At 73.2% G+C, this 22,765-nt stretch carries 15 protein-coding genes; 8 read left to right on the forward strand and 7 right to left on the reverse strand.

Annotated features, from left to right (window positions below; translation table 11 throughout):
- Nucleotides 1-91: 91 nt before the first annotated feature.
- Together LO763_RS06430 and LO763_RS06435 are read left to right on the forward strand one after the other, a co-directional pair.
- The gene (locus LO763_RS06430; protein ID WP_230601136.1) at nt 92-3,007 is read left to right on the forward strand and encodes a glycoside hydrolase family 2 TIM barrel-domain containing protein; all 2,916 of its coding nucleotides are present in this window, start codon (nt 92-94) and stop codon (nt 3,005-3,007) included.
- A 95-nt stretch (nt 3,008-3,102) separates the two neighbouring features.
- Nucleotides 3,103-4,158, forward strand: coding sequence for a LacI family DNA-binding transcriptional regulator (locus tag LO763_RS06435; protein WP_230601137.1), 1,056 nt, complete (start codon nt 3,103-3,105; stop codon nt 4,156-4,158).
- 77 nt (nt 4,159-4,235) lie between these two features.
- On the opposite strand, the gene LO763_RS06440 is transcribed toward LO763_RS06435, so the two are convergent.
- Nucleotides 4,236-4,454 carry a CsbD family protein gene (locus LO763_RS06440; RefSeq protein WP_230601138.1) on the reverse strand — a complete coding sequence of 73 codons (219 nt, stop codon included), beginning with the start codon at nt 4,452-4,454 and terminating at the stop codon, nt 4,236-4,238.
- A gap of 189 nt (nt 4,455-4,643) precedes the next feature.
- Between LO763_RS06440 and LO763_RS06445 the strand changes: the two genes are divergently transcribed.
- Complete coding sequence (locus LO763_RS06445) at nt 4,644-5,162, forward strand: GNAT family N-acetyltransferase (protein ID WP_230601139.1); 519 nt, start codon at nt 4,644-4,646, stop codon at nt 5,160-5,162.
- On the opposite strand, the gene LO763_RS06450 is transcribed toward LO763_RS06445, so the two are convergent.
- From LO763_RS06450 to gltB, 6 genes are all read right to left on the reverse strand, one after another.
- A complete protein-coding gene (locus LO763_RS06450; RefSeq protein WP_230601140.1) occupies nt 5,153-6,331 on the reverse strand; it encodes a sulfotransferase family protein in 1,179 nt (392 codons plus the stop codon). The two genes, LO763_RS06445 and LO763_RS06450, sit on opposite strands and share 10 nt — an antisense overlap.
- A gap of 97 nt (nt 6,332-6,428) precedes the next feature.
- Nucleotides 6,429-8,579 (reverse strand): acyltransferase family protein, encoded by a 2,151-nt coding sequence (locus tag LO763_RS06455; protein WP_230601141.1) that lies wholly within the window; start codon nt 8,577-8,579, stop codon nt 6,429-6,431.
- 226 nt (nt 8,580-8,805) lie between these two features.
- The gene (locus tag LO763_RS06460) at nt 8,806-9,699 is read right to left on the reverse strand and encodes an acyl-CoA thioesterase (RefSeq protein ID WP_230601142.1); all 894 of its coding nucleotides are present in this window, start codon (nt 9,697-9,699) and stop codon (nt 8,806-8,808) included.
- Entirely contained in the window at nt 9,699-11,108 is a 1,410-nt protein-coding gene (gene pyk, locus LO763_RS06465) for a pyruvate kinase (protein ID WP_230601143.1), read from the reverse strand. The genes LO763_RS06460 and pyk overlap by 1 nt, the downstream gene beginning before the upstream one ends.
- A gap of 181 nt (nt 11,109-11,289) precedes the next feature.
- Nucleotides 11,290-12,759 (reverse strand): glutamate synthase subunit beta, encoded by a 1,470-nt coding sequence (locus LO763_RS06470; RefSeq protein WP_230601144.1) that lies wholly within the window; start codon nt 12,757-12,759, stop codon nt 11,290-11,292.
- On the reverse strand, nt 12,752-17,356 hold the full coding sequence (gene gltB / locus LO763_RS06475) for a glutamate synthase large subunit (RefSeq protein WP_369431925.1): 4,605 nt from the start codon (nt 17,354-17,356) through the stop codon (nt 12,752-12,754). Before gltB ends, LO763_RS06470 begins: the two co-directional genes overlap by 8 nt.
- Nucleotides 17,357-17,574: 218 nt before the next feature.
- Here gltB and LO763_RS06480 point away from each other — a divergent pair, with 218 nt between their 5' ends.
- The 5 genes from LO763_RS06480 to LO763_RS06500 all read left to right on the forward strand — a co-directional run bounded on the left by LO763_RS06480 (nt 17,575) and on the right by LO763_RS06500 (nt 22,763).
- Complete coding sequence (locus tag LO763_RS06480) at nt 17,575-18,549, forward strand: hypothetical protein (protein WP_230601146.1); 975 nt, start codon at nt 17,575-17,577, stop codon at nt 18,547-18,549.
- Nucleotides 18,550-18,725: 176 nt separating this feature from the next.
- Nucleotides 18,726-19,535 carry a hypothetical protein gene (locus tag LO763_RS06485; protein ID WP_230601147.1) on the forward strand — a complete coding sequence of 270 codons (810 nt, stop codon included), beginning with the start codon at nt 18,726-18,728 and terminating at the stop codon, nt 19,533-19,535.
- A gap of 60 nt (nt 19,536-19,595) precedes the next feature.
- A complete protein-coding gene (gene sigJ, locus LO763_RS06490) occupies nt 19,596-20,540 on the forward strand; it encodes an RNA polymerase sigma factor SigJ (RefSeq protein WP_230601148.1) in 945 nt (314 codons plus the stop codon).
- Nucleotides 20,541-20,629: 89 nt separating this feature from the next.
- Nucleotides 20,630-21,817 carry an NAD(P)/FAD-dependent oxidoreductase gene (locus LO763_RS06495; protein WP_230601149.1) on the forward strand — a complete coding sequence of 396 codons (1,188 nt, stop codon included), beginning with the start codon at nt 20,630-20,632 and terminating at the stop codon, nt 21,815-21,817.
- Between the two features lie 10 nt (nt 21,818-21,827).
- Complete coding sequence (locus LO763_RS06500) at nt 21,828-22,763, forward strand: sigma-70 family RNA polymerase sigma factor (RefSeq protein ID WP_230601150.1); 936 nt, start codon at nt 21,828-21,830, stop codon at nt 22,761-22,763.
- Nucleotides 22,764-22,765 lie beyond the last annotated feature (2 nt).

A 22,765-nucleotide genomic window follows, 5' to 3' on the forward strand; every position in this document is an offset into this window, starting at 1 on the left:
GGCGCAGGCGGACGCCGGCGGGCGGCACGGGGCGCGGCGCGGCCGCGGTCGGTGCGGCCGGACCGATCGCACACTGAAAGGGAACCTGGCGATGAGCCGAACCGATCTCACCTATGTGGAAAGCGTTAGCCCCGGAAGCGGGCGCCGCGATCCGCGGGCGGCACCGGCCTCCGACGCCGCCGCCCTCGGCCTCGACGGCGACTGGCGCTTCCGGCTCGGCGCGGGCCTCCACGACCTCACCGAGGGCTTCGAGGACCCCGCCTTCGACCCCCGCGGGTGGGACGTCCTCGCCGTCCCGTCGATGTGGCAGATGCACGACCTCGACGGCGCGGCCCCCTACGGCAGGCCGCAGTACACCAACACCTACTACCCGTTCCCCGTCGACCCGCCCCGGGTCCCCGACGCGAACCCCACCGGCGAGTACCGCCGCACCTTCACCCTCCCCGCCGACTGGCCCGGCACCGGTGCCACCCTCCTGCGCTTCGAAGGCGTCGACTCCGCGTTCGCCGTGTGGCTCAACGGGACCCGCCTCGGCGACGGCAAGGGCTCGCGCCTGCCCACCGAGTTCGACGCCACCGCGCACCTGCGGCCCGGCGAGAACACCGTCGCCGTCCGCGTCCACCAGTGGTCCGCCGGGTCCTACCTGGAGGACCAGGACATGTGGTGGCTCTCGGGGATCTTCCGGCCCGTCGCGCTCGTGCACCGCCCCGAGCGCGGCGTCGACGACGTCTTCGCCCACGCCGACTACGACCACCTGACCGGCCTCGGCACCCTGCGCGTCGACGCCCCCGAAGGCGCCCGCGTCCGCGTCCCCGAACTCGGGATCGACATCGCCGCGGGCGAGACCGCCACAGTAGCGGTCGACCCGTGGACCGCCGAGACCCCGCGCCTGTACGACCTGGCCGTCGCCACCGAGACCGAGCGCGTCGCGCTGCGCGTCGGCTTCCGCACCGTCGCGGTCGAGGACGGCGTCCTCAAGGTCAACGGCAGGCGGATCCTCCTGCGCGGCGTCAACCGACACGAGTGGGACCCCGGCACCGGACGCACCCTCACCGTGGCGACGATGCGCCGCGACCTCGAGATCATGAAGCGGCACAACGTCAACGCCGTGCGCACCAGCCACTACCCGCCCGACCGGCGCTTCCTGGACCTGTGCGACGAGATCGGCGTGTGGGTCGTCGACGAGTGCGACCTGGAGACCCACGGCTTCTTCCACCACGGGTGGCGCCGCAACCCCAGCGACGAGCCGATGTGGCGCGAGGCCTACCTCGACCGCATGGCCCGCATGGTCGAGCGCGACAAGAACCACGCCTCGGTCGTCATGTGGTCCCTCGGCAACGAGTCCCACACCGGGCGGAACCTCGCCGCGATGTCCGCGTGGGTCAAGGAGCGCGACCCCGGCCGCCCCGTCCACTACGAGGGCGACTGGGACTCGGGCTATGTGGACGTCTACAGCCGCATGTACGCCGACCACGCCGAGACCGACCGCATCGGCGACCGGGCCGAGGCCGCCACGAAGGACCCCGCGCTCGACGGGCACCGCCGGAGCCTCCCGTTCCTCCTGTGCGAGTACGCGCACGCCATGGGGAACGGCCCCGGCGGGCTGAGCGAGTACCAGCGCCTGTTCGAGCAGCACGAGCGCTGCCAGGGCGGGTTCGTCTGGGAGTGGATCGACCACGGCGTGCGCCGCCGCGACCCGGACGGGCGCGAGTGGTTCGCCTACGGCGGCGACTTCGGCGAGCCGATCCACGACGGCGACTTCGTCATCGACGGCCTGGTCTTCCCCGACCGCGAGCCCTCCCCCGGCCTCGTCGAGTTCAAGAAGGTCGTCGAGCCCGTGCGCATCACCGTCGAGGCGGGCGCGAAGGCGATCGCGGTCGCCAACCTGCGGGACTTCGCCGACACCGGCGACCTGCGGTTCACCTGGACCGTCGAGGACGGCGGCGCGGAGGTCGCCCGCGGGGGCCTCGACGTCCCCGCCGTCGGCGCCGGGGCCTCCGCCGTCGTCCCGTTCCCCGAGTTCGCGCTGGGCGCGGCCGAGGGCGAGCGCTGGCTGACCGTCCGGGCCGTCCTGGCCGAGGACGCGTCCTGGGCCGGGGCCGGGCACGAGGTCGCCTGGGGCCAGGCGCCGCTCGCGGCCGTCAGCGCCCCGGCGCCGACCGGTCCGGGCGTCGCGGCCGAGGCCGCGGACGGCGGGTACCGGCTCGGGAGCGCCGCCTTCGACGCCCTCGGGCGCCTGACGTCCGTCGGCGGTCTGGAGATCGACGGGCCGCGCCTGGACCTGTGGCGGGCGCCCACCGACAACGACCTGCGCGGCTGGCACGCGAACGAGGCCCTGGCCGACCGGTGGCGGCACCGCGACGCGGCGCTGCACCGCTTGGAGCACAAGGTCCTCGACATCGCCGCGACGGACGAGGGCCTCGTCGTCGCCACCCGCGTCGGCGCCGCCGGCGCCGAGATCGCGATGGACGCGGTCTACCGGTGGCGGCTCGACGGGGATCGGCTGTGGCTCACCGTCGAGGTGGACCCGCGGGGCGAGTGGGACTTCCCGCTGCCGCGCCTGGGCGTGCGCGCCGCCGTCCCGAGGGACCTGGACCGGATCGAGTGGTTCGGCGGCGGGCCCGGGGAGGCGTACGCCGACACGCGGGCGGCCGCCCGCGTCGGGCGGTTCGCGTCCACCGTGGCCGGTCTCCAGACGCCGTACGTGTTCCCGCAGGAGAACGGCTCGCGCATCGACGTGCGCTGGGCGGCCCTCTCCGGGCCGGAGCGGGCCCTCACGGTCCTCGGGGCGCCGTACTTCGCGTTCACCGTGCGGCCGTGGACCAGCGAGGACCTGGAGGCGGCGGCGCACGCCACGGACCTCGTCGAGCGCGACCGGTGGTACGTGAACCTCGACGCCGCCCTCCAGGGGATCGGGTCGGCCGCGTGCGGCCCGGGGGTGCTCCCCGAGCACCGCCTGCTGCCACAGGCGACCGCTTTCACGCTCGGGTTCGCAGTGACCGAGTGACGACGGTGCGACGGGTTCGCGCACAATGGGATCCACCGCGCGGGTTCCGAGGCCGCGGACCCGTCGCACGAGCAGAACGTTGAGAGAAGGCGCCAGTGCCCAGGAAGTCGAACGCCGAGAACGGCAAGCGCCCGACCATCCGGGACGTGGCCGCACGGGCCGGGGTGTCGGTGCCGACGGTCTCGCGGGTCCTCGCCGGGAACTACCCGGTCGCGCCCCCGACCCGCTCGAAGGTGCTGCGGGCCATGCGCGAACTCGACTACGTGGTCAACGCGCACGCGCGGGCGCTGGCGGGGGCGACGACGAAGACCGTCGCGTTCGTCGTGGACGACGTGACCGGGCCCTTCTACGCCTACATCGCGCGCGGCGTCGAGCAGCAGGCCGCCTCGGAGGGGCGGCTGTGCCTGCTGTGCACCACGCACGGGGACCCCGAGCGGGAGCTGGCGGTGGTCGAGCTGATGCGCGAGCAGCACGCCGAGGCCGTGATCGTCGTCGGCGGTTCGTGGGACGACGAGAAGTACCACGAGCGGATGCGGTACTTCGCGGCGGCGCTGGACCGGTCGGGGTCGCGGCTGGTGCTGTGCGGGCGGCCCTCGCTCGGCGAGGACGTCCCTGCGTCGGTGGTCCACTACGACAACGAGGGCGGGGCCTACGCGATGACCTCGCACCTGCTGTCGGCCGGGCACCGCAGGATCGCTTACATGGGCATGGGGATCGGGCTGTCGACCACGAACGAGCGGGTGGCGGGCTACCGCCGGGCGCACGCCGACTACGGCGTGGAGGTGGACGAGTCGCTGCTCGTCCCCGGCGAGTTCCTCAAGTCGAGCGGGTTCGAGCTGACCCGGAGGCTGATCGCCGAGCGCCCCGACGTGACGGCGGTGTTCGCGGCGACCGACATGGTGGCCGCGGGGGTGCTGAAGGCGCTGCGCGAGGCGGGGGTCGCCGTTCCGGAGGAGATGTCGGTGGTCGGCTTCGACGACATCCCGCTGGCCTCGGACCTGACGCCGGCGTTGACGACGGTGCACGTGCCGCACGAGGAGCTGGGCCGGGAGGCGGTGCGACTGGGGCTGCGCCGCGAGGCCGAGCAGGTGGTGCTGGGGACCCACATCGTGGTGCGCGAGACGGTGGCGCCGCCGCGGCGGGCCGCGTAGGGCGCGGGAGGACGGCGTTCAGGGCCGGGCCTGCGGCCCGGCCCTGTGCGGTTCAGGTGACCGACTCGCGTCGCCGCTCAGCGGCGGTCGTCGTCGGTGAAGCGCTCCTTGGCGTCGTGGAGCTTGTCCTCGCCCTTCTCGCGAAGGTCGTGCCACTCCTCCTTGGTCTTGCCCTTCACCTGCTCGCCGCGGCCCTCGTTCTCGAGGCTCTCGTTGTCGGTCGCATCGCCGAAGTGCTCCTTGGCCTTGCCCTTGAGCTGTTCGGCCTTGTCCTTCGCTTTGTCGAAAGCGCCCATCGGTTCGCTCCTTTCATGAACGAAGTGATCGCCCTTCGGATACCCGGACGGCGGCGGCTCACACCTCCGGCGCCTTTCACCACCGCTGAGCTGGTCTTATGTCCGATTCGGGGCGGTGGGCGGCCGGGTCCGGCCCGGCGGTCCGGTGCCGGCCGGCGGGGTGCCGGAGGGGCGCGGCAGAATCGTCGGGTGCCCTCAGACGACGCGTTCCAGATCCGCCCCGTCCTCCCCGCCGAGCACGCCGCGCTCGGGGAGCTGACCGTCCGCTCCTATCACGACGGCGGGTTCCTCATCGGCGGCCTCGACGACCCTTACACGCCGCATCTGCGCGACGTCGCGGGCCGGGCCGCCGCCGCCCGCGTGCTCGCCGCCGTCGACGCCGGCGGCGCGCTGCTCGGCGGCGTCACGCTCGCCTTCCCCGGCAGTGCGCTCGCCGAGCTCGGCGGGCCCGGCGAGGCCGAGATCCGGATGCTCGCGGTCGACCCGGCCGCGCACGGGCGCGGCGTCGGGTCGGCGCTGGCCGCCGCGTGCGTCGAGCAGGCCCGGGCCGACCCGGGCATCAAGCGGGTCGTGCTGTGCTCGCAGCAGTCGATGCGCGCCGCGCACCGCATCTACGCGCGGCTCGGTTTCGAGCGCGCCCCGGAGCTGGACTGGCGGCCCCTGCCCGACGTCCTCCTGTGGGCGTTCGCCCTGGACCTTCAGAGGTAGTCGGCGAACACGCGCTGGTAGTCGGCGAGGACCTGGTCGACGTCGCCCTGGGTGAGGCCGTACCGGGCCAGGTCGTACTCGCGGGCGGCGGGGCGGTCGGCCAGGGACGCGTCGAGGGCGCGCTGCTCGGGCTCGCCCCAGGGCGCGCCGAGGCGGTCGAAGAGCGCCGGGACCGCCCGGCGGGCCTGGTCGGTGAGGTCGCGGTAGGGGACGTCGACGACGGCGTAGGCGGGGAGGCGGCGGCGCGCGGCGCGGGCGCGGTCGAGGCCGGTGGCGATGAGCCCCAGCCACATCCGGCCGATCTCGGCCGGGTCGACGCGGCCGGTGGTCAGGGCGGTCGCGGTCTCGGTCATGGAGGCCAGCGAGGCGAGGGCGGCGGCGGGGTCGCGGTGGGTCCACAGGAGCTGCGCGTCGGGGAAGGCCTTCATCAGGGCGTTGAGGTGCCACAGGTGGGCGGGGGCGCGCAGGACCCAGCGGCGGCGCGGGCGCCCGTGCTGGAGGACCTGGAGGGTCTGCTTGAGGTAGCGGTAGTCGGCCGCGCCGTCGCGGTCGAGCATCCACTGGATGTACCCGGGCGGCTGGGCGCGCACGAGGTGGCCGATGCCGTGGGGCAGGACGAACACGCACGAGTCGGGCCGGTCGGCGTCCATGTCGTAGACGGCGCCGAAGTTGGGGACGGCCTTGCCGAGGGCGTCGACGAGGCGCTCGGTGCGGTGGCGGTGCCCGGTGCCGGGCAGGTCGGCGTGCATGAGTTCGTGCAGGAGCGGGGCGCGGTGGCCGTCGGGGACGGCCAGGAGCCGCTGGAGCATGGTGGTGCCGGTGCGGGGCAGGCCGGTGACGACGAGGGGCCGCGAGACCGGTTCGTCGGCGATCTCGGGGTTGAGGGCGTGGAGCTTGCGGACGCGCAGGCGGTTCTCGAGGCGGTCGGTGACCTCCTGCTGGACGGTGACCCAGCCGGTGGGGGTGAGGTCGTCGATGTCGGCGTAGCCGCGGAGCAGGACCCGCAGCCCTTCGATGAACGCCTCGTCGCCGCTGGCGGTGGAGCCGGTGCGGTGCTCGGCCTCGCGGACGGCGCGGTCGATGATGCGGTCGACCTTCTTGCGGCGGCCCGCGATGGCGGGGGTGAGGACCGTGTTGACCGCTTTGAGCCAGGGTGCGACGCGTTCCATGCAGAGCACTCCTTCGGTCCTGCCCACGCAAACGAGGTGAGCCTACATTCGGGTGCGAATGCGGGCCCACCTCGGTGCGGCGCAATGTGTTCCGGGACTACCTGGAGTCGGCGGCCCCGTCGTCGCCCCCGGGTTCGCCGGGGGCGGCGGCCTCGAGCGGGACGGCGGCGGCCAGCTGCGGGGCGAGCTCGGCGACGAAGCGCGCGGCGAGGTGGTTGGAGTCGCGGTAGACCAGGAGGTTGCCCACGACGACCGGGCAGGTGCCCTGGTCGACGTCGCATACCCACGGGAGGGGGTCGACGACGTGGGCGCCGGCGTCGGCGGCGGCGGCCATGAGGTCCTCTCGGCGGTCGGGTTCGACCACGGCGGTCTCGAGGTCGGCGACGCAGGAGCTGGCGTCGTCGGGGTTGTCGGCGAGGCAGCTGGGGACGTCCTCGCCGATGTCGGCCGAGTCGGCCATGTAGTAGACCTCGTCGGCGACGCCCCGGAGCCGCTCGATGCTGTCGGCCCAGCCGTCGATCCAGGCCTGGTCGGGGTCGTCGGCGATGACCTCCTTCTTGTCGTAGGAGGCCGCGACGACCGCCTCGGGCTCGATCTCCTCGAGGAGGTCGAACACGCCGTCCTTCCACTCGGGGCACTCGGTGTACTCGCGTCCGAGCTTCGAGTCGAGCTCGGCGACGTCGGCGACCGAGCAGTTGGCCTTGGTCAGCGGGAGCAGCCGCCAGCCCGCGGCCTCGGCCTGCTGGTTGAGCGCGGGGAACCACTGGGCCGCATGGGAGTCGCCGAAGAGGACCACGGTCTTCTCGCCGTCGGGGTCGCCGTACCAGCAGTCGTCCAGGACCTCGGTGCTGCTGCGCCCGGTCACGCAGTCGTCGGCGTAGACGGCCGGCTCGTCGAGGCGGGCCTCGTCGAGGGCGGGGGTGAGGTTGGCCGGGACGGTGTCCACGTCGGAGGACTCGCCGAGGAGGTCCCAGACGGTGGTCTCGTCGCCGGTGACCTCGGCGGCCTCCTCGTTGTCGGTGGTGGGCATGGGCTGCACCGAGACCAGGAGGGAGACGGCGAGCGCGGCGGTGATGAGGCCGCCGCCCATCGCGAGCGCCCGGGAGGGCACCTGGACGAGGGGCTTGCGCGTCCGGATCGGGTTCTCGACGAGGTGGAACGTGGCGACGGCGAGCAGGAACGCGATCCCCATGAGCAGCAGGTAGTGGCGCAGGCGCGGCTCCTCGACGCCGAGCATCCGGGGGCCGATCATGACCAGCGGCCAGTGCCACAGGTACAGGCCGTAGGAGATCTTGCCGATGTACTGGAGCGGCGCCAGGCCCAGGACCGCGGTGGCGCCGAAGCGGTGGGGGGCGCAGCCGGCGGCGATGACCAGGGCCGTGCCCGCGACGGGGAGGGCGGCGGCGTAGCCGGGGAAGACCGTGTGCTCGTCGATGGTGAAGACGGCGGCGGCGATGAGGGCGAGCCCGGCCCAGGAGGCCGGGGCCGCCAGGGGCGCGGGGAGGCGCCGGAGCCGGTCGGCGGCGACGGCGACGAGGGCGCCTGCGGCGAGTTCCCAGGCGCGCGTGTGGATGCCGAAGTAGGACCAGACGGGGTCGGGTCCGGACTGGAGGACGCTGAGGGCGAACGAGCCGGCGGCGATGAGGGCGAGCGCGAGCGCGACGGTGGCGGTGCGGCGGCGGCGCAGGTGGGCGCGGGGCGCGAAGTCGCCGCCCCAGACGCGCCTGGCGAGCAGGGCGATGGCCAGGAGCAGGAGCGGCCAGGCGAGGTAGAACTGCTCCTCGACGGCGAGGGACCAGAAGTGCTGGAGCGGGGAGGGCTCGGCGTCGGCGTTGAGGTAGTCGGTGCCGGCCATGGCGAGGCGGACGTTGACGACGTTGAGCGCGGCGGTGGCGGCGTCCACGGCGATGTCGCCCAGGCGGGTGCGCGGCAGCCAGATCCAGGCGGCGGCGAGCGTGGCCATGAGGACGACGGCGGCGGCGGGCAGGAGGCGCACGGCGCGGCGGGCGTAGAACCCGGCGATCGAGACGCGCCCGGTCCGGTCGATCTCGCGCAGGAGCAGCGAGGTGATGAGGAAGCCGGAGATGACGAAGAAGACGTCGACGCCGATGAAGCCGCCCTCTGAGTGGAAGAAGCCGATGTGGGCCGCGATCACGGCGCCGACGGCGACGGCGCGGAGCCCTTCGATGTCGGGCCGCCAGTGGCCGGGGCGGGCGGCCTTCGGCGCTTCGGCGGTCGTGTCGTGCACACGGGCGTCGCTCGGGGGCGTCGCCGTTGTTCCAGCGCTGGTCAGACGCATAGGTTCGGTCTCCGCAACGGTTCACCGGGCAGGATTCGGTCCGGCCGTTCGGGCGGCGGCCGGTCGGTCAGGGGGTCGGTATCGGGGACGAATGGTGACCCTAGCATTCCCCGTTTATCCGGACCGACCCCCTTGAACCGGGTGATATCAGCCTCAATCGCGCGGTGACGGCCCGTTACGGGATGCCGGGGGCCTCCGGTGTCTGCCGCAGGAGCCCTTCCTGGGTGGCCGAGGCGAGGTGGCGTCCCCGGGCGTCGAAGAAGCGCCCTTGGGCCAGGCCCCGCCCGTCCGCGGCGGTCGGCGAGACCGCGTCGTAGAGGGTCCACTCGTCGAAGCGGAACGGCCGGTGGAACCACAGGGCGTGGTCCAGGCTCGTGCCCAGGTATCCGCCGGGGCCCCAGACCGCGCCGTGGCGGCTGAGCACCGAGTCGAGCAGGGTCAGGTCCGAGGCGTAGGTGAGCACGCACACGTGGATGAGCGGGTCGTCGGGGAGCTTCCCGTCGGTCTTCATCCACACGCGCTGGTGGTCCAGCGCGGGGCGCTCGCCCGAGGCCGAGAAGCCCGAGCCGCCGATGTAGCGCACGTCGATCGGGCGCGGCACGCGCGCCCAGATCCCGAGCCGGTCGGGGTGCGCCTTGAGCTGCTCGGACAGCGGGGGGATCGCCTCGGGGGCCGGGAGGCCCTCGGGGGCGGGGTCGGCGTGCTCCAGGCCGGGCTCGCCGGTGTGGAACGAGGCGGACATGAAGAAGATCGTCTGCCCGCCCTGCAACGCCACCGTACGGCGTACGGAGAACGACCGCCCGTCGCGGATGTTCTCCACCTGGTAGAGGATCGGCTTGGTCGAGTCGCCCGGGCGCACGAAGTACCCGTGCAGCGAGTGGACCCGCCGGTCGGCCGGGACGGTGCGCCCGGCCGCGACCAGGGCCTGGCCGGCGACCTGCCCGCCGAAGACCCGCTGGAGGCCGACCTCGGCGCGGGGCCCGCGGAACAGGCCGGTGTCGATCGGCTCCAGGTCGAGGACGCCGAGGAGCGAGTCCACGGCGTCCTGACCCACGAGGACCTCAGGCATCAGGATCCGATCTTGTGGACCCGGACCGTGTTGGTCGAGCCGGGCGTCCCCGCCGGGGTGCCGGCCACGATGACCACGAGGTCGCCGGGCGCGGCCAGGTGGTGCTCCTGCACGGTCTTGTCGACCAGCTGGAACATCGCGTCGGTGTGGTCGACGTGGTCGACCAGGTAGGCGTCGGTGCCCCAGGACAGCGCCATCTGGTTGCGGACGCTCTCGATCGGGGTGAGGCCGATGATCGGGCGGTCCGGCTTGAGGCGGGCCAGGCGCTTCACGGTGTCGCCGGTCTGGGTGAACGCCACGAGGGCCTTCGCGCCGATCGCGTCGGCGATCTCGGCGGCCGCGTGGGTCACCGCCCCGGACTTGGTCTTCGGGTCGTGGAGCAGCTCGCGCAGGGCGATCGGGCCGCACTCGGTGGTCTCCACGATCTTCGCCATGGTGCGCACGGTCCCGATCGGGTACTTGCCGACCGAGGTCTCGCCGGAGAGCATCACGGCGTCGGTGCCGTCGAGGACGGCGTTGGCGACGTCGGAGACCTCGGCGCGGGTCGGCCGGGCGTTCTCGATCATCGAGTCGAGCATCTGGGTCGCGACGATGACCGGCTTCGCGTTCTCGCGGCAGAGGCGCACGATCTCCTTCTGCACCATCGGGACCTCGTCGAGGGGCATCTCGACGCCCAGGTCGCCGCGGGCGACCATGACGCCGTCGAAGGCCCGGACGATCTCCTCGAGGCGCGCGACGGCCTCGGGCTTCTCGACCTTCGCGATGATCGGGCGGCGCACGCCGACCTCGTCCATCACCTTGTGGCCCAGGCGGACGTCGTCGGGGGTGCGCACGAACGACATCGCGATGAGGTCCACGCCGAGGTTCAAGGCGAACTTCATGTCCGAGATGTCCTTCTCGGACAGCGCCGGGACGGAGATCGCCACGTTCGGCAGGGACAGGCCCTTGTTGTTCGAGACCGGGCCGCCCTCGACGACCAGGCACTCGACGTCGGTGTCGTCGGCGCCGAGCACCTCGAGCGCCAGCTTGCCGTCGTCGACCAGGAGGCGGTCGCCCTTGGTGACCTCGGCGGGCAGCTTCTTGTAGGTGCAGGAGACGCGGTCGTGGGTGCCCTCGACGTCGTCGGAGGTGATCTTGATCCGGTCGCCCGCGTCCCACTGCTCGTGGCCGTTGGCGAAGGTGCCCAGGCGGATCTTGGGGCCCTGCATGTCGGCCAGGATGGCGACGGGCTTGCCCGCGGCCTCGGCGGCCTCGCGGACCATCTGGTAGACGGCTTCGTGGTCGGACTGGGCGCCGTGGCTGAAGTTCATGCGGGCGACGTTCATGCCGGCGTCGATCAGGCCGGCCATGCGCTCGGGCGTGGCGGTCGCGGGCCCGATGGTGCAGACGATTTTTGCTCTACGAGTCACCCTGCGATGTTATATCGGACGCTCACTCGCACTCAGGGGGTCACCGCAGTTGAGAGCTGCGATTCACGCCTGTCCGAATGCGAAGGAAAGGCATGCGGAATTGAGCGCAGCGGCGTCGGCGACGCTTGCGAGCCGCAATGGGCTCGACTTATTCACTGCGCTCAATTCCGCTTATTGCACGTTATGCGGTGAGCGGTTGCGCGCTCGCGCCGACCGGCGCCGGGAGCTCGGTCCGGCCCCCGAGGTACCGGTGCGCGGCCGCGGCCGCGGCGCGGCCCTCGGCGATCGCCCACACGATGAGCGAGGCGCCCCGGTGGGCGTCGCCGGCGACGAACACGCCCGGCGCGTCCGTCTGCCAGTCCTCGCCGCAGTCGATCACGCCGCGCCGGCTCCGCTCGATGCCGAACTGGCGCAGCAGCGGCTGCTCCTCGGTGCCCGCGAAGCCGATCGCCAGGAGCACCAGGTCGGCCGGGACGACCTGCTCGGTGCCCTCGACCGGCCTCACCACGCGCCGCCCGGTCGACTTGTCGACCACGACCTCGCTGAAGCGCATCTGGCGGACGTGCCCGTGCTCGTCGCCGATGAACTCGGCGGCGGCCGAGGCGTAGTTCCGCTCCCCGCCCTCCTCGTGCGCCGGGTAGTTGCGCACGATGACCGGCCAGGTCGGCCACGGGTCGCGCCCGACGTCGCGGGCCTCGGGCGGGGTCGGGTACAGGTCGAGCTGGCGGACCGAGGCCGCGCCCTGCCGGTGGGCCACGCCCAGGCAGTCCGCGCCGGTGTCGCCGCCGCCGATGATGACCACGTGCTTGCCCTTGGCGTCGATCGGCGCGAACGGGGCCTTGCCCGCCGCGACCTGGTTGGCGCCCACGAGGTGCTCCATGGCCTGGTGGATCCCGGCGAGCCCGCGGCCGGGCTGGTCGGTCTCGCGGCCCTCGAGGGCGCCCACGGCGAGGACCACCGCGTCGTGGCGCTCGCGCAGGTCCTCGGCGGTGATGTCGACGCCGACGTTGACGCCGCACGCGAACTCGACGCCCTCGGCCTTCATCTGGGCGACGCGCCGGTCGATGTGGTGCTTCTCCAGTTTGAAGTCCGGGATGCCGTAGCGCAGGAGCCCGCCGGGGGCGTCGTCGCGCTCGTAGACCGTGACGGCATGGCCCGCGCGGGCCAGCTGCTGGGCCGCGGCCAGGCCGGCCGGGCCCGAGCCGACCACCGCGACGGACTTGCCGCTGGGGGCGGCGGCCGGGCGCGGGGGCACGTTCGCGTCGTCGAAGGCGCGGTCGATGATCTCGACCTCGATGTTCTTGATGGTCACCGGGTCGTCGCCGATGCCGAGCACGCACGCCGCCTCGCAGGGCGCCGGGCACAGCCGCCCGGTGAACTCCGGGAAGTTGTTCGTCGCGTGCAGCTGCTCGATCGCCGCGTCCCACCGGCCCGTGCGGGCCAGGTCGTTCCACTCCGGGATCCGGTTCCCGAGGGGGCAGCCGTTGTGGCAGAAGGGGATGCCGCAGTCCATGCAGCGCGCGGCCTGCGCCGTCACCAGCTCCTGGGAGGTGCGGGTGTAGACCTCGCGGTTGTCGAGGATGCGCACCGGCACGGGGCGCTTCTTCGGCACCTCGCGCGAGTGCTCGAGAAATCCGCTCGGGTCAGGCATTGGCGGCCTCCGTCTGGGCTTGTTGGAGGGCGAGGACGGCCTTGTACTCGCGCGGGATGACCTTCGTGAAGCCGCTGGCGGCCTTGGGCCAGTTGCCGAGCAGCTCGGCGGCGACCGCCGAGCCGGTGGCCCGGCCGTGGCGCAGCAGCAGGGAGTGGACCAGGTCGATGTCGGAGGCCGACAGCGGGTCGAGGTCGGCCAGGGCGGTGTTGGTGCGCGACTCGTCCAGGCGCCACACGTAGGCGGCGCCGCCGGACATGCCGGCCGCGAAGTTGCGCCCGGTGGGGCCGATGACCAGGACGGTGCCGCCGGTCATGTACTCACAGCCGTGGTCGCCCACGCCCTCGACGACGGCGACCGCGCCGGAGTTGCGGACCGCGAAGCGCTCGCCGACCTTGCCGCGGATGTAGACCTCGCCGGAGGTCGCCCCGTACAGGAGCGTGTTCCCGGCGATGACGTTGTCCTCGGCCTTGAACGGGGCCCCCGCGTCGGGCGCGAGCACCAGGCGCCCGCCCGAGAGGCCCTTGCCGACGTAGTCGTTGGCGTCGCCGAGGAGCTTGAACGTCGCGCCCCGGGTGAGGAACGCGCCGAAGGACTGCCCGGCGGTGCCGCGGAAGGTGAGCCTGACGGTGTCGTCGGGCAGGCCCTCGCGGTGGGCGCGGCTGACCGCGGCCCCCAGGAGCGCGCCGACCGAGCGGTCGGTGTTGCGGATGTCGAGCTCGGCGGTGACGCTCTCGCCCGCCTCGATGGCGGGCTTGGCGATGTCGACCAGCCGCGCGCCGAGGGTGTCCTGGACGCCGTGGTCCTGGACGGTGGCCTGGACGCGGGGGCCGTCGACGGGGGCGGCGATGACGCCCGACAGGTCCACGCGGGCGGCCTTGCGGCCGGGGCCGGGGATCTGGCGCAGGCGCTCGACGTCGCCGATGGCCTCGTCGAGGGACCGGTAGCCGAGCTCGGCGAGGAGCTCGCGGACCTCCTCGGCGATGTAGCGGAAGAAGTTCTCGACGAACGCCGGGTCGCCGGTGTAGCGCTGGCGCAGGACCGGGTCCTGGGTGGCGACGCCGACCGGGCAGGTGTCGAGGTGGCACACGCGCATCATGACGCAGCCGGCGACCACGAGCGGGGCCGTGGCGAAGCCGAAGCCCTCGGCGCCCAGGAGCGCGGCGACGACAACGTCGCGGCCGGTCTTCATGGCGCCGTCCACTTCGAGGCGGACGCGGTCGCGCAGGCCGTTGCGGACGAGGGTCTGCTGGGCCTCTGCCAGGCCGATCTCCCACGGAGTGCCCGCGTGCTTGATCGAGTTGGCCGGGGAGGCGCCGGTGCCGCCGTCGTAGCCGGAGATGAGGATCGAGTCGGCCTTGGCCTTGGAGACCCCGGCGGCGACGGTGCCGACGCCGACCTCGGACACGAGCTTCACGTGGACCTCGGCGTCGCCGCCGCCGGCGTGCTTGAGGTCGTGGATGAGCTGCGCGAGGTCCTCGATGGAGTAGATGTCGTGGTGCGGGGGCGGGCTGATGAGGCCGACGCCCGGGGTCGCGTTGCGGGTCTTGGCGATCCACGGGTGGACCTTGTTGCCCGGGAGCTGGCCGCCCTCGCCGGGCTTGGCGCCCTGGGCCATCTTGATCTGGATGGCGTCGGCGGTCGCGAGGTACTCGGAGGTGACGCCGAAGCGGCCCGAGGCGACCTGCTTGATCGCCGAGCGGCGCTCGGGGTCGTAGAGGCGGTCGACGTCCTCGCCGCCCTCGCCGGAGTTGGAGCGGCCGCCGAGGCGGTTCATGGCGATCGCGAGGGTCTCGTGGGACTCCTGCGACAGGGCGCCGTAGCTCATCGCGCCGGTGTGGAACCGCTTGACGATGGCCTCGACCGGCTCGACCTCCCCGACCGGGACCGCAGGGCGCGAGTCGTCGAAGCCGAGCATCCCGCGCAGGAGCCCGGAGTCGGCGGCGATCGCGTTCACCTTCTCGGTGTAGCGCTTGAACACCTCGTACTGGCCCGAGCGGGTGGCGTGCTGGAGCAGGAACACCGTCTCGGGGTTGAACAGGTGGACCTCGCCCTCGCGGCGCCACTGGTAGTCGCCGCCCGGGGGCAGCGGCTCGGAGGTCTCGATCTTGCGCTCGTAGGCGGCGCGGTGGCGCGTCGAGACCTCTTTGGCGAGGGTCTGGAGGCCGATGCCGCCGATGGAGGAGTCGGTGCCGGTGAAGTAGCGGTCGACGAAGTCGGCGTCGAGGCCGACGGCCTCGAAGATCTGCGCGCCCGTGTAGGAGGCGATGGTGGAGATGCCGATCTTGGACATCACCTTGAGCACGCCGGTGCAGAGGCCGTTGATGTAGTTCTCGACGGCCTGGGCGGGCTCGAGGTCGACGACGCCCTGGGCGGACAGCTCCTCGATGGAGTCGAAGGCCAGGTACGGGTTGATCGCGGCCGCCCCGTAGCCGAGGAGGACCGCCGCGTGGTGGACCTCGCGGCAGTCGCCGCTCTCGACCAGCAGCGCGACCTTGGTGCGGGTCTGCTCGCGGACGAGGTGCTGGTGCACGGCGGCGGTCAGCAGCAGCGAGGGGATCGGGGCCAGGTCGGCGGTGGAGTCGCGGTCGGAGAGCACGAGGATGCGCACGCCGTCCTCGATGGCCTCGGAGACGTGGCGGCAGATCTCGACCAGGCGGTCCTTCATGCCCCGCGAGCCGTGGCGGGCCTTGTAGACCCCGGAGACGCGCACGGCCTTGAAGCCGGGCATGTCGCCGTCCTCGTCGATGTGGAGGATCTTCGAGAGCTCCTCGTTGGTGAGGACGGGCCGCGCGAGCTCGATCTGGCGGCACGAGTGCGGGCCGGGCTCGAGCAGGTTGCCCTCGGGGCCCACGGTGGTGCCGATGGCGGTGACGAGCTTCTCGCGGATGGCGTCCAACGGCGGGTTGGTGACCTGCGCGAACAGCTGCGTGAAGTAGTCGAAGAGGAGCTTGGGGCGCTTGGAGAGGCCGGCGATGGGCGTGTCCGAGCCCATGGACACCAGCGGCTCGGCGCCGGTGGCGGCCATCGGGGCGATGATCATCCGCAGCTCTTCGTCGGTGTAGCCGAAGGTCAGCTGGCGGCGGCGCACCGTCTCGCGGTCGTAGGCGCGCACCTTGCGGTCGGGCAGCTCCTCGAGGCGGATGAGCCCGGCGTGAAGCCAGTCCCCGTAGGGGTGCTCCTTGGCGAGGGCGTCCTTGACCTCCTCGTCGTCGAGGATGCGCCCGGCCGAGGTGTCGACCAGGAACATGCGGCCCGGCTCCAGGCGGCCCTTCTCGGCGACGCGGCTCGGCTCGATGTCGACCACGCCGGTCTCGGAGGCGAGGACGACGAGGTCGTCGGTGGTGCGGCACCAGCGGGCGGGGCGCAGGCCGTTGCGGTCGAGGACCGCGCCGATCTGGACGCCGTCGGTGAAGCAGACCGCGGCCGGTCCGTCCCAGGGCTCCATGATGGAGGCGTGGTAGCGGTAGAAGTCGCGCCGCTTGGGGTCCATGGTCGCGTTGTGCTCCCAGGCCTCGGGCATCATCATGAGCATCGCGTGGGGCAGGCTGCGCCCGCCCAGGTGCAGGAGCTCGACGACCTCGTCGAAGTTGAGCGAGTCGGAGCCGCCGGGCGTGTTGACCGGGAAGAGCCGGCGCAGGCGCCCGGGCAGGTGCTCGGTGGCGAGCTCGGCCTGGCGGGCGGTCATCCAGTTGCGGTTGCCGCGGATGGTGTTGATCTCGCCGTTGTGGGCGACCATCCGGAACGGGTGGGCCAGCGGCCACGACGGGAACGTGTTGGTCGAGAACCGCGAGTGGACCAGGGCGATCGCGCTGGTGAGGCGCTCGTCGGCGAGCTCGGGGTAGAACTGCGGCACCTGCGCGGGGGTGAGCATGCCCTTGTAGACGATGGTGCGGGCCGAGAGGCCGACGATCGCGGAGCCGTCGAGGCGGCGCTCGCGCATCTCGCGCTCGGCCTGCTTGCGGACGGCGTAGGTGAGCCGGTCGAGGTCCAGCCCCGAGGCGAGGCCGTCCTCGGCGGCGACGAAGACCTGGGAGACGCGGGGCTTGGAGGCCAGCGCGGCGGCGCCGAGCCCGGAGGCGTCGGTGGGCACGTCCCGCCAGCCGAGCACGCGGCAGCCCTCGGCGACGGCGTACTTCTCGACGATGGCGCGGGCGTGCAGGGCCGCGTCGTCGTCCTCGGGGGTGAACACCAGGCCGGCGGCGTAGCGGCCGGCGGCGGGCAGCGCGAAGTCGACCACTTCGCGGTAGAAGGCGTCGGGGATCTGCAGCATGATGCCCGCCCCGTCGCCGGAGTCGGGATCGGGGGCGGTGGCACCGCGGTGCTCCATGCGGACGAGCGCGGACAGGCCGTGCTCGATGACGCCGTGGGCGGCCCGGCCTCGCATGTCCGCTACGAAGGCGACGCCGCAGGCGTCGTGCTCCCATGCGGGGCGGTAAAGACCGGGCGCCGAGTGCAGGGCAGAACGCAACCGTGGCCTCCTTCGTCGTCGAGCGCTCGCAGCGGACGGGGACGCTGGAGCACAACGGTGTTTGATACGGGACGACGTCGGCCCGAGAGAATGCAAAGTGTCAGACGAGTGTAATGCATCGCTCATCTAGCGGACACCATCGTCCTACGATCCGAGCAGGTCGCGAGGTTTTTTCGTCCGCGCCTTCGGCCCTGCGGCAACCACTCCGCAACGGGCCTGTAACAGGAGGCCGGGCCGTGGTCGGCAGTGGCGAGGGGTGGTTAGAGTGATCGCATATCGCACGGCGCCCGTCCCGTGTTCGCGACACCCCTCCCAAGAGTACTTTTCCAAGGAGCAATGCACCAATGACCTATCCCCCGCCCCCGGGCTACGGACAGCAGCCGCAGCAGCCGGGTTACCCGCCGCAGCAGCCGGGCGGGTACTCGCCCCAGCCGCCCCCCGGCCAGCCGCAGCAGCCGGGCTACCCGCCGCAGCAGGGCGGATACCCGCAGCAGCCCGGCGGGTACCCGCCGCCGCCCCCCGGCGGCGGCTACGGCGCCCCGCCGCCCATGCCCCCCGGCGGCGGCGGCAACGGCTTCGGGCAGTTCGCCAAGGACACCGGCAAGGGCCTCCTGTGGAAGATCGTGCCCGTGATCCTGGTCGTCGTCGGCCTGGGCATCTACTTCCTCGTCAAGGTCGCCGGCGGCGACAGCATCAGCGACGCCGCGAGCGACCTCAGCGACTCCGACACCTCGGCGAACGTGGCCGCGGGCGACTGCCTGGTCCAGGACCTCGAGTCGCTCACCAGCACCACGGACGACCCGACCGCCGACCTCGTGACCGACTGCGAGGGCACCGAGGCGTTCTGGAGCATCGACAAGGTCGACGAGGACCCCGACCTGCGCGCCGACTCGCTCGGCGACCTGGAGAGCACCGACGGCGTCAGCGCCGCCTGCGGCCCCGAGGCCCTCGGCTCGTACTTCGGCCAGGCCTGGACCAGCTACTACTACGTGTACGACTGGGAAGGCGGCAAGGTCGACTACCTGCTGTGCATCTCGGCGATCGAGAAGGAGGACGCCAACGGGCGCCTTCCGGTGATCCCCGACGCCGGCACCTGCACCGACAGCGACCCGGAGTACTGGTACACCCTCGACTGCACCGACGCCGGGGCCCTGTACAAGGTGGACGAGGTGGAGACCTACGAGCCGCCGATCGAGGAGTCCGCGTTCGACTCCAGCACCGCGGTGGGCGGCTGCGTCAACTCGGGCTACTACTCGACGCCGATCTACGGCGGCGACGGCCTGATCTACGGCGCCATGTGCATGAGCGACAACCTGTGACCTGATCGACGATCGGGCCCGAGGGCCGCCCCCGCGCGCGGGGGCGGCCCTTTTCGTTGCCAAGGCGTTGCGGGGTTGCGCGTTCCTGGAGGGGCGGGTGTTCGCAAGCGGGCAATATGATGGAGGGGATCGGATCGTTCACGCCCCCAGTGCCCGGCCACGCGACGGAGAACCCCATGACCTACCCGCCCCCCAGCAACAACCCGTACGACCCCTCCCAGCCGGGATACGGGCAGCCCTCGGCCCCGCAGCACTACACCACCGACGCCGACCCGTACTCCCGCCCCGACCCGTACGGGCCCGGCGCCGGCTACAGCAACCCACCGCTCAACCCGGCCAGCGGGGCGCCCGGCCAGCCCTACTCCCCCGGGCCCGCCTACCCGCCCGGGCAGCCGGGCGGGTACCAGCCGGCGCCGCCCCCGCCGCCCGGCCCGCCCGGCGGCGCCTTCCAGCCCGGCCAGGCGGCCCCGCCGCCCCCGCGCGGCAACTCCAGCCTGCCGCTGATCATCACCCTCGTGATCGTGGTCCTCGCCGTGGCCGGCGGCGGCATCGTCCTGGCCATGAACCTCGGCGGCGACGACGACCCCGGCACCGAGACCACCACCGAGGCGGCCCCCACCGAAGAGGTCACCAGCGAGGAGGCCGTGGAGACCTCCGAGGCCCCGACCACGGAGGAGGCGACCACCGAGGAGGGCTCGGTCTACCGCGTCCCGGTCGAGGGCGAGTGCATCGAGAACGTCACCACCGGGTTCTACGTGGTCGACTGCACCTCGGCCGACGCCTACTGGTACGTCCTGCGCATCGTGGCCAACCCCGAGGACGCCGACCCGAGCGACGCGTACCACGGCGTGGCCGCCGCCGACGCCTGCAGCGGCTCGGGCCACACGCAGTACTACTACACGGACACCGCGATCGCCGCCGGGCGCGACTGGGACCCCGAGATCGACACCATCACCGCGATCTACTGCGTCCAGGAAGTCGAGTAGCCGCCGGCCGGGGCCCGCTGGGGCGGGCCCCGGCGCTCGTCCGGCGTTAGTATCGGGCCCATGGCCATCAGCGCGGGCGACGTCGACCTGTTCGAGGCCTCCAGGCACCGCCTGGAGGCCGTCGCGTACCGGCTGCTCGGCTCGGCGGCCGAGGCCGAGGACGCGGTCCAGGAGGCGTTCCTGCGCTGGCAGGCCGCCGACCGCGACCTGATCGAGGTCCCCCAGGCGTGGCTGACGAAGGTGCTCGCCAACCACTGCCTCAACCAGCTCGCCTCGGCCCGGGCCCGCCGCGAGACCTACGTGGGCCAGTGGCTCCCCGAGCCGCTGCTCGCGGGCGACCCGATGCTGGGCCCGGCCGACACCGCCGAGCAGCGCGAGTCGGTCTCCATGGCGGTGCTCCAGCTCATGGAGCGGCTGTCCCCGGTGGAGCGCGCGGTGTACGTGCTGCGCGAGGCCTTCGGCTACCCGCACCGCGAGATCGCCGAGATCCTCGAGATCACCGAGTCCTCCTGCCAGCAGACCTTCCACCGCGCCAAGAAGCACCTCGCGGACGGCAGGTCCCGCACCGCGATCGACGAGGCCGCCGCCCGCCGCGTCGTCGAGGAGTTCCTCGCGGCCGCCGCCGGGGGCGAGACCGAGCCGCTCGTGCGGATGCTCACCGCGGACGCCGTCGCGGTCGGCGACGGCGGCGGGAAGGTCCCCGCCCGCGCCCGGGCCTTCGAGGGCGCCGTCGCGGTCGCCAAGTTCATGTGGGGCCTGTTCAGGCCCGGCCAGGCCAAGCGGAACATGGTCGGCGGCTCGCCCGACGTGTACGCGACCACCGCCAACGGCGGCCCCGCCGCCGTCGCGGTGGTCGACGGCAGGGTGGTCGGCGTCATCTGCATCGACGTCACCGACGAGGGCATCGCCGCGTTCCGCAACCAGGTCAACCCGGACAAGTTGGAGCGAGCCACCAGGCGGTTCGCGGCCTCGGACCACGGCGGTCCGCTGCTCAAGGCCTTCTAGCGCACGTGTGGTCCGCTTCACAGGCGGGTCCTGTCAGCAATCGGCGCCCCGTCTCGTTCAGAGGGCACCGAACCAGACAGGAGCACGTCATGAAGCACCGCGTCCTCGTCCTCGGCGCCGGATACGCCGGCGCCTACACCGCCGGGTGCCTGGCCCGCCGCCTCGCGCCCGCCGACGCGTCGATCACCGTCGTCAACGCCGAACCCGACTTCGTCGAGCGGATGCGCAACCACCAGGTCGCCGCCGGGCAGGACCTCCGGCGCCGCCCGCTCGCCGAGATGTTCGCGGGCACCGGCGTCGACCTGCGCATCGCGCGCGTCACCGCGCTCGACCCGGGCGCCCGGACCGTCGCCGTCGCCGGGGACGGCGGCGCCGGGGAGCTCGGGTACGACACGCTCGTCTACGCCCTCGGCAGCGCCGCGGCCGACGGCGGCGTCCCGGGCGTCGCCGAGCACGCCTTCCACGTCACGTCCCGGCCCGCCGCCCTGCGCCTGCGCGCGCACCTCGACGGGCTCGCCCCCGGGAGCCGGGTGCTGGTCGTCGGCGAAGGCCTCACCGGCATCGAGACGGCGACCGAGCTCGCCGAGTCCCGGCCGCACCTGGCGGTCGCGATGGCGGCCCGCGGGGAGCCCGGCGCGTGGCTGTCGGACGGCGCCCGCCGCCACCTGCGCCGCGCCTTCGAACGGCTCGGCGTCGAGGTCCGCACCGGCACCGCGGTCGAGCGCGTCGAGCCCGGCCGCGCGGTCGCCGCCGGCGGCGTGATCGAGGCCGAAGCGGTCGTGTGGGCCGGCGGGTTCGCCGTCCACCCCGTCGCCGCGGCGAGCGGCCTGGAGGTGACCGGCACCGGGCAGATCGCCGTCGACGCGACCATGCGCTCGGTCTCGCACCCCGACGTCTACGCGGCGGGCGACAGCGTCCACGCGATCGGGGCGAACGGGCGGCCGCTGCCGATGTCGTGCGCCTCGGCCGGGTTCACGTCGATGCAGGCCGTGAACGCGATCGTCGGGCGCCTCACCGGCCGGCGCGTCGCCGCCACGGCGCTGCTGTACTACGGCAACCACATCAGCCTCGGCCGCAGGGACGCGATCTTCCAGTTCGTCGACCGCGAGGCGAACGCGAAGTCGTGGTACCTGGGGGGCCAGACCGCCGCCCGGCTGAAGAACGCCGTCCTCAAGGGCTCGGCCTGGAGCGAGGCGCACCCGACGTTCGGGATGCCGAAGCGCCGCCACCGCCTGGCGGGCGCCGCCGAGCGCGCCGGTGAGGCCCTCGCCGCCTAGAGTGGCGCTCATGGACCGCACCGCCGTGGACCGGTTCGAGGCCAGTCGGCACCGGCTGGCCTCGCTGGCGTACCGCCTGCTCGGCTCGGCCGCCGACGCGGAGGACGCGGTGCAGGACGCGTTCCTGCGCTGGCAGGCCGCCGACCGGGACCTGATCGAGGTGCCCGAGGCGTGGTTGACGAAGGTCGTCGCGAACCTGTGCCTCGACCGGCTCCGGTCGGCGCGGGCGAGGCGCGAGCGCGCCGCGGGCGACTGGATGCCCGAGCCGCTCCTGGCGGGCGACCCGATGCTCGGCCCGGCCGACACCGCCGAGCAGCGCGAATCGGTGTCGCTGGCGATGCTCACGCTCATGGAGCGGCTCTCGCCGACCGAGCGGGCCGTCTACGTGCTGCGGGAGGCGTTCGCCCACAGCCACACCGAGATCGCCGCGATCCTCGACCTCACCGAGGCGGCGAGCCAGCAGCACCTGCACCGGGCGCGGGTGCGCCTGGCCGCCGGGCGCCGCTTCGGCGCGGTCGACGGCGCCGAGGCGCGCCGGATCGTCGAGGCCTTCCTCGACGCCGCCGCGTCCGGGCGCACCGAGCGGCTGGTCGCGCTGCTCACCGAGGACGCGACCGGGGTCTCCGACGGCGCCGGGCTGGCCGCCACGCTCATGGTGCTGCCCACGCCCGAGCGGATCGCGGCCACGCTGCGGGGCGCGTTCCGGCCGACCGACGCCAAGCGGCGGCTGGTCGGCGGCTCCCCGTCGATCCACGCCGCCGTCGTCAACGGCTCGCCCGCGGTCGTCGCGGTCTTCGAGGGCCGCGTGGTGGGACTGGTCGTGCTCGAGATGGACGGCGGCAGGATCGCGCTGGTGCGCGGGATGGCCTCGGCGGACCGGCTCCACCGCCTCACGGCCGCCTGGGCCGCCCAGGAGCACGGCGCGCCGCTCATCGCGTCGTGGTGAGC

It is taken from the genome of Glycomyces amatae (assembly GCF_020991375.1).
GTDB lineage: Bacteria > Actinomycetota > Actinomycetes > Mycobacteriales > Micromonosporaceae > Glycomyces > Glycomyces amatae.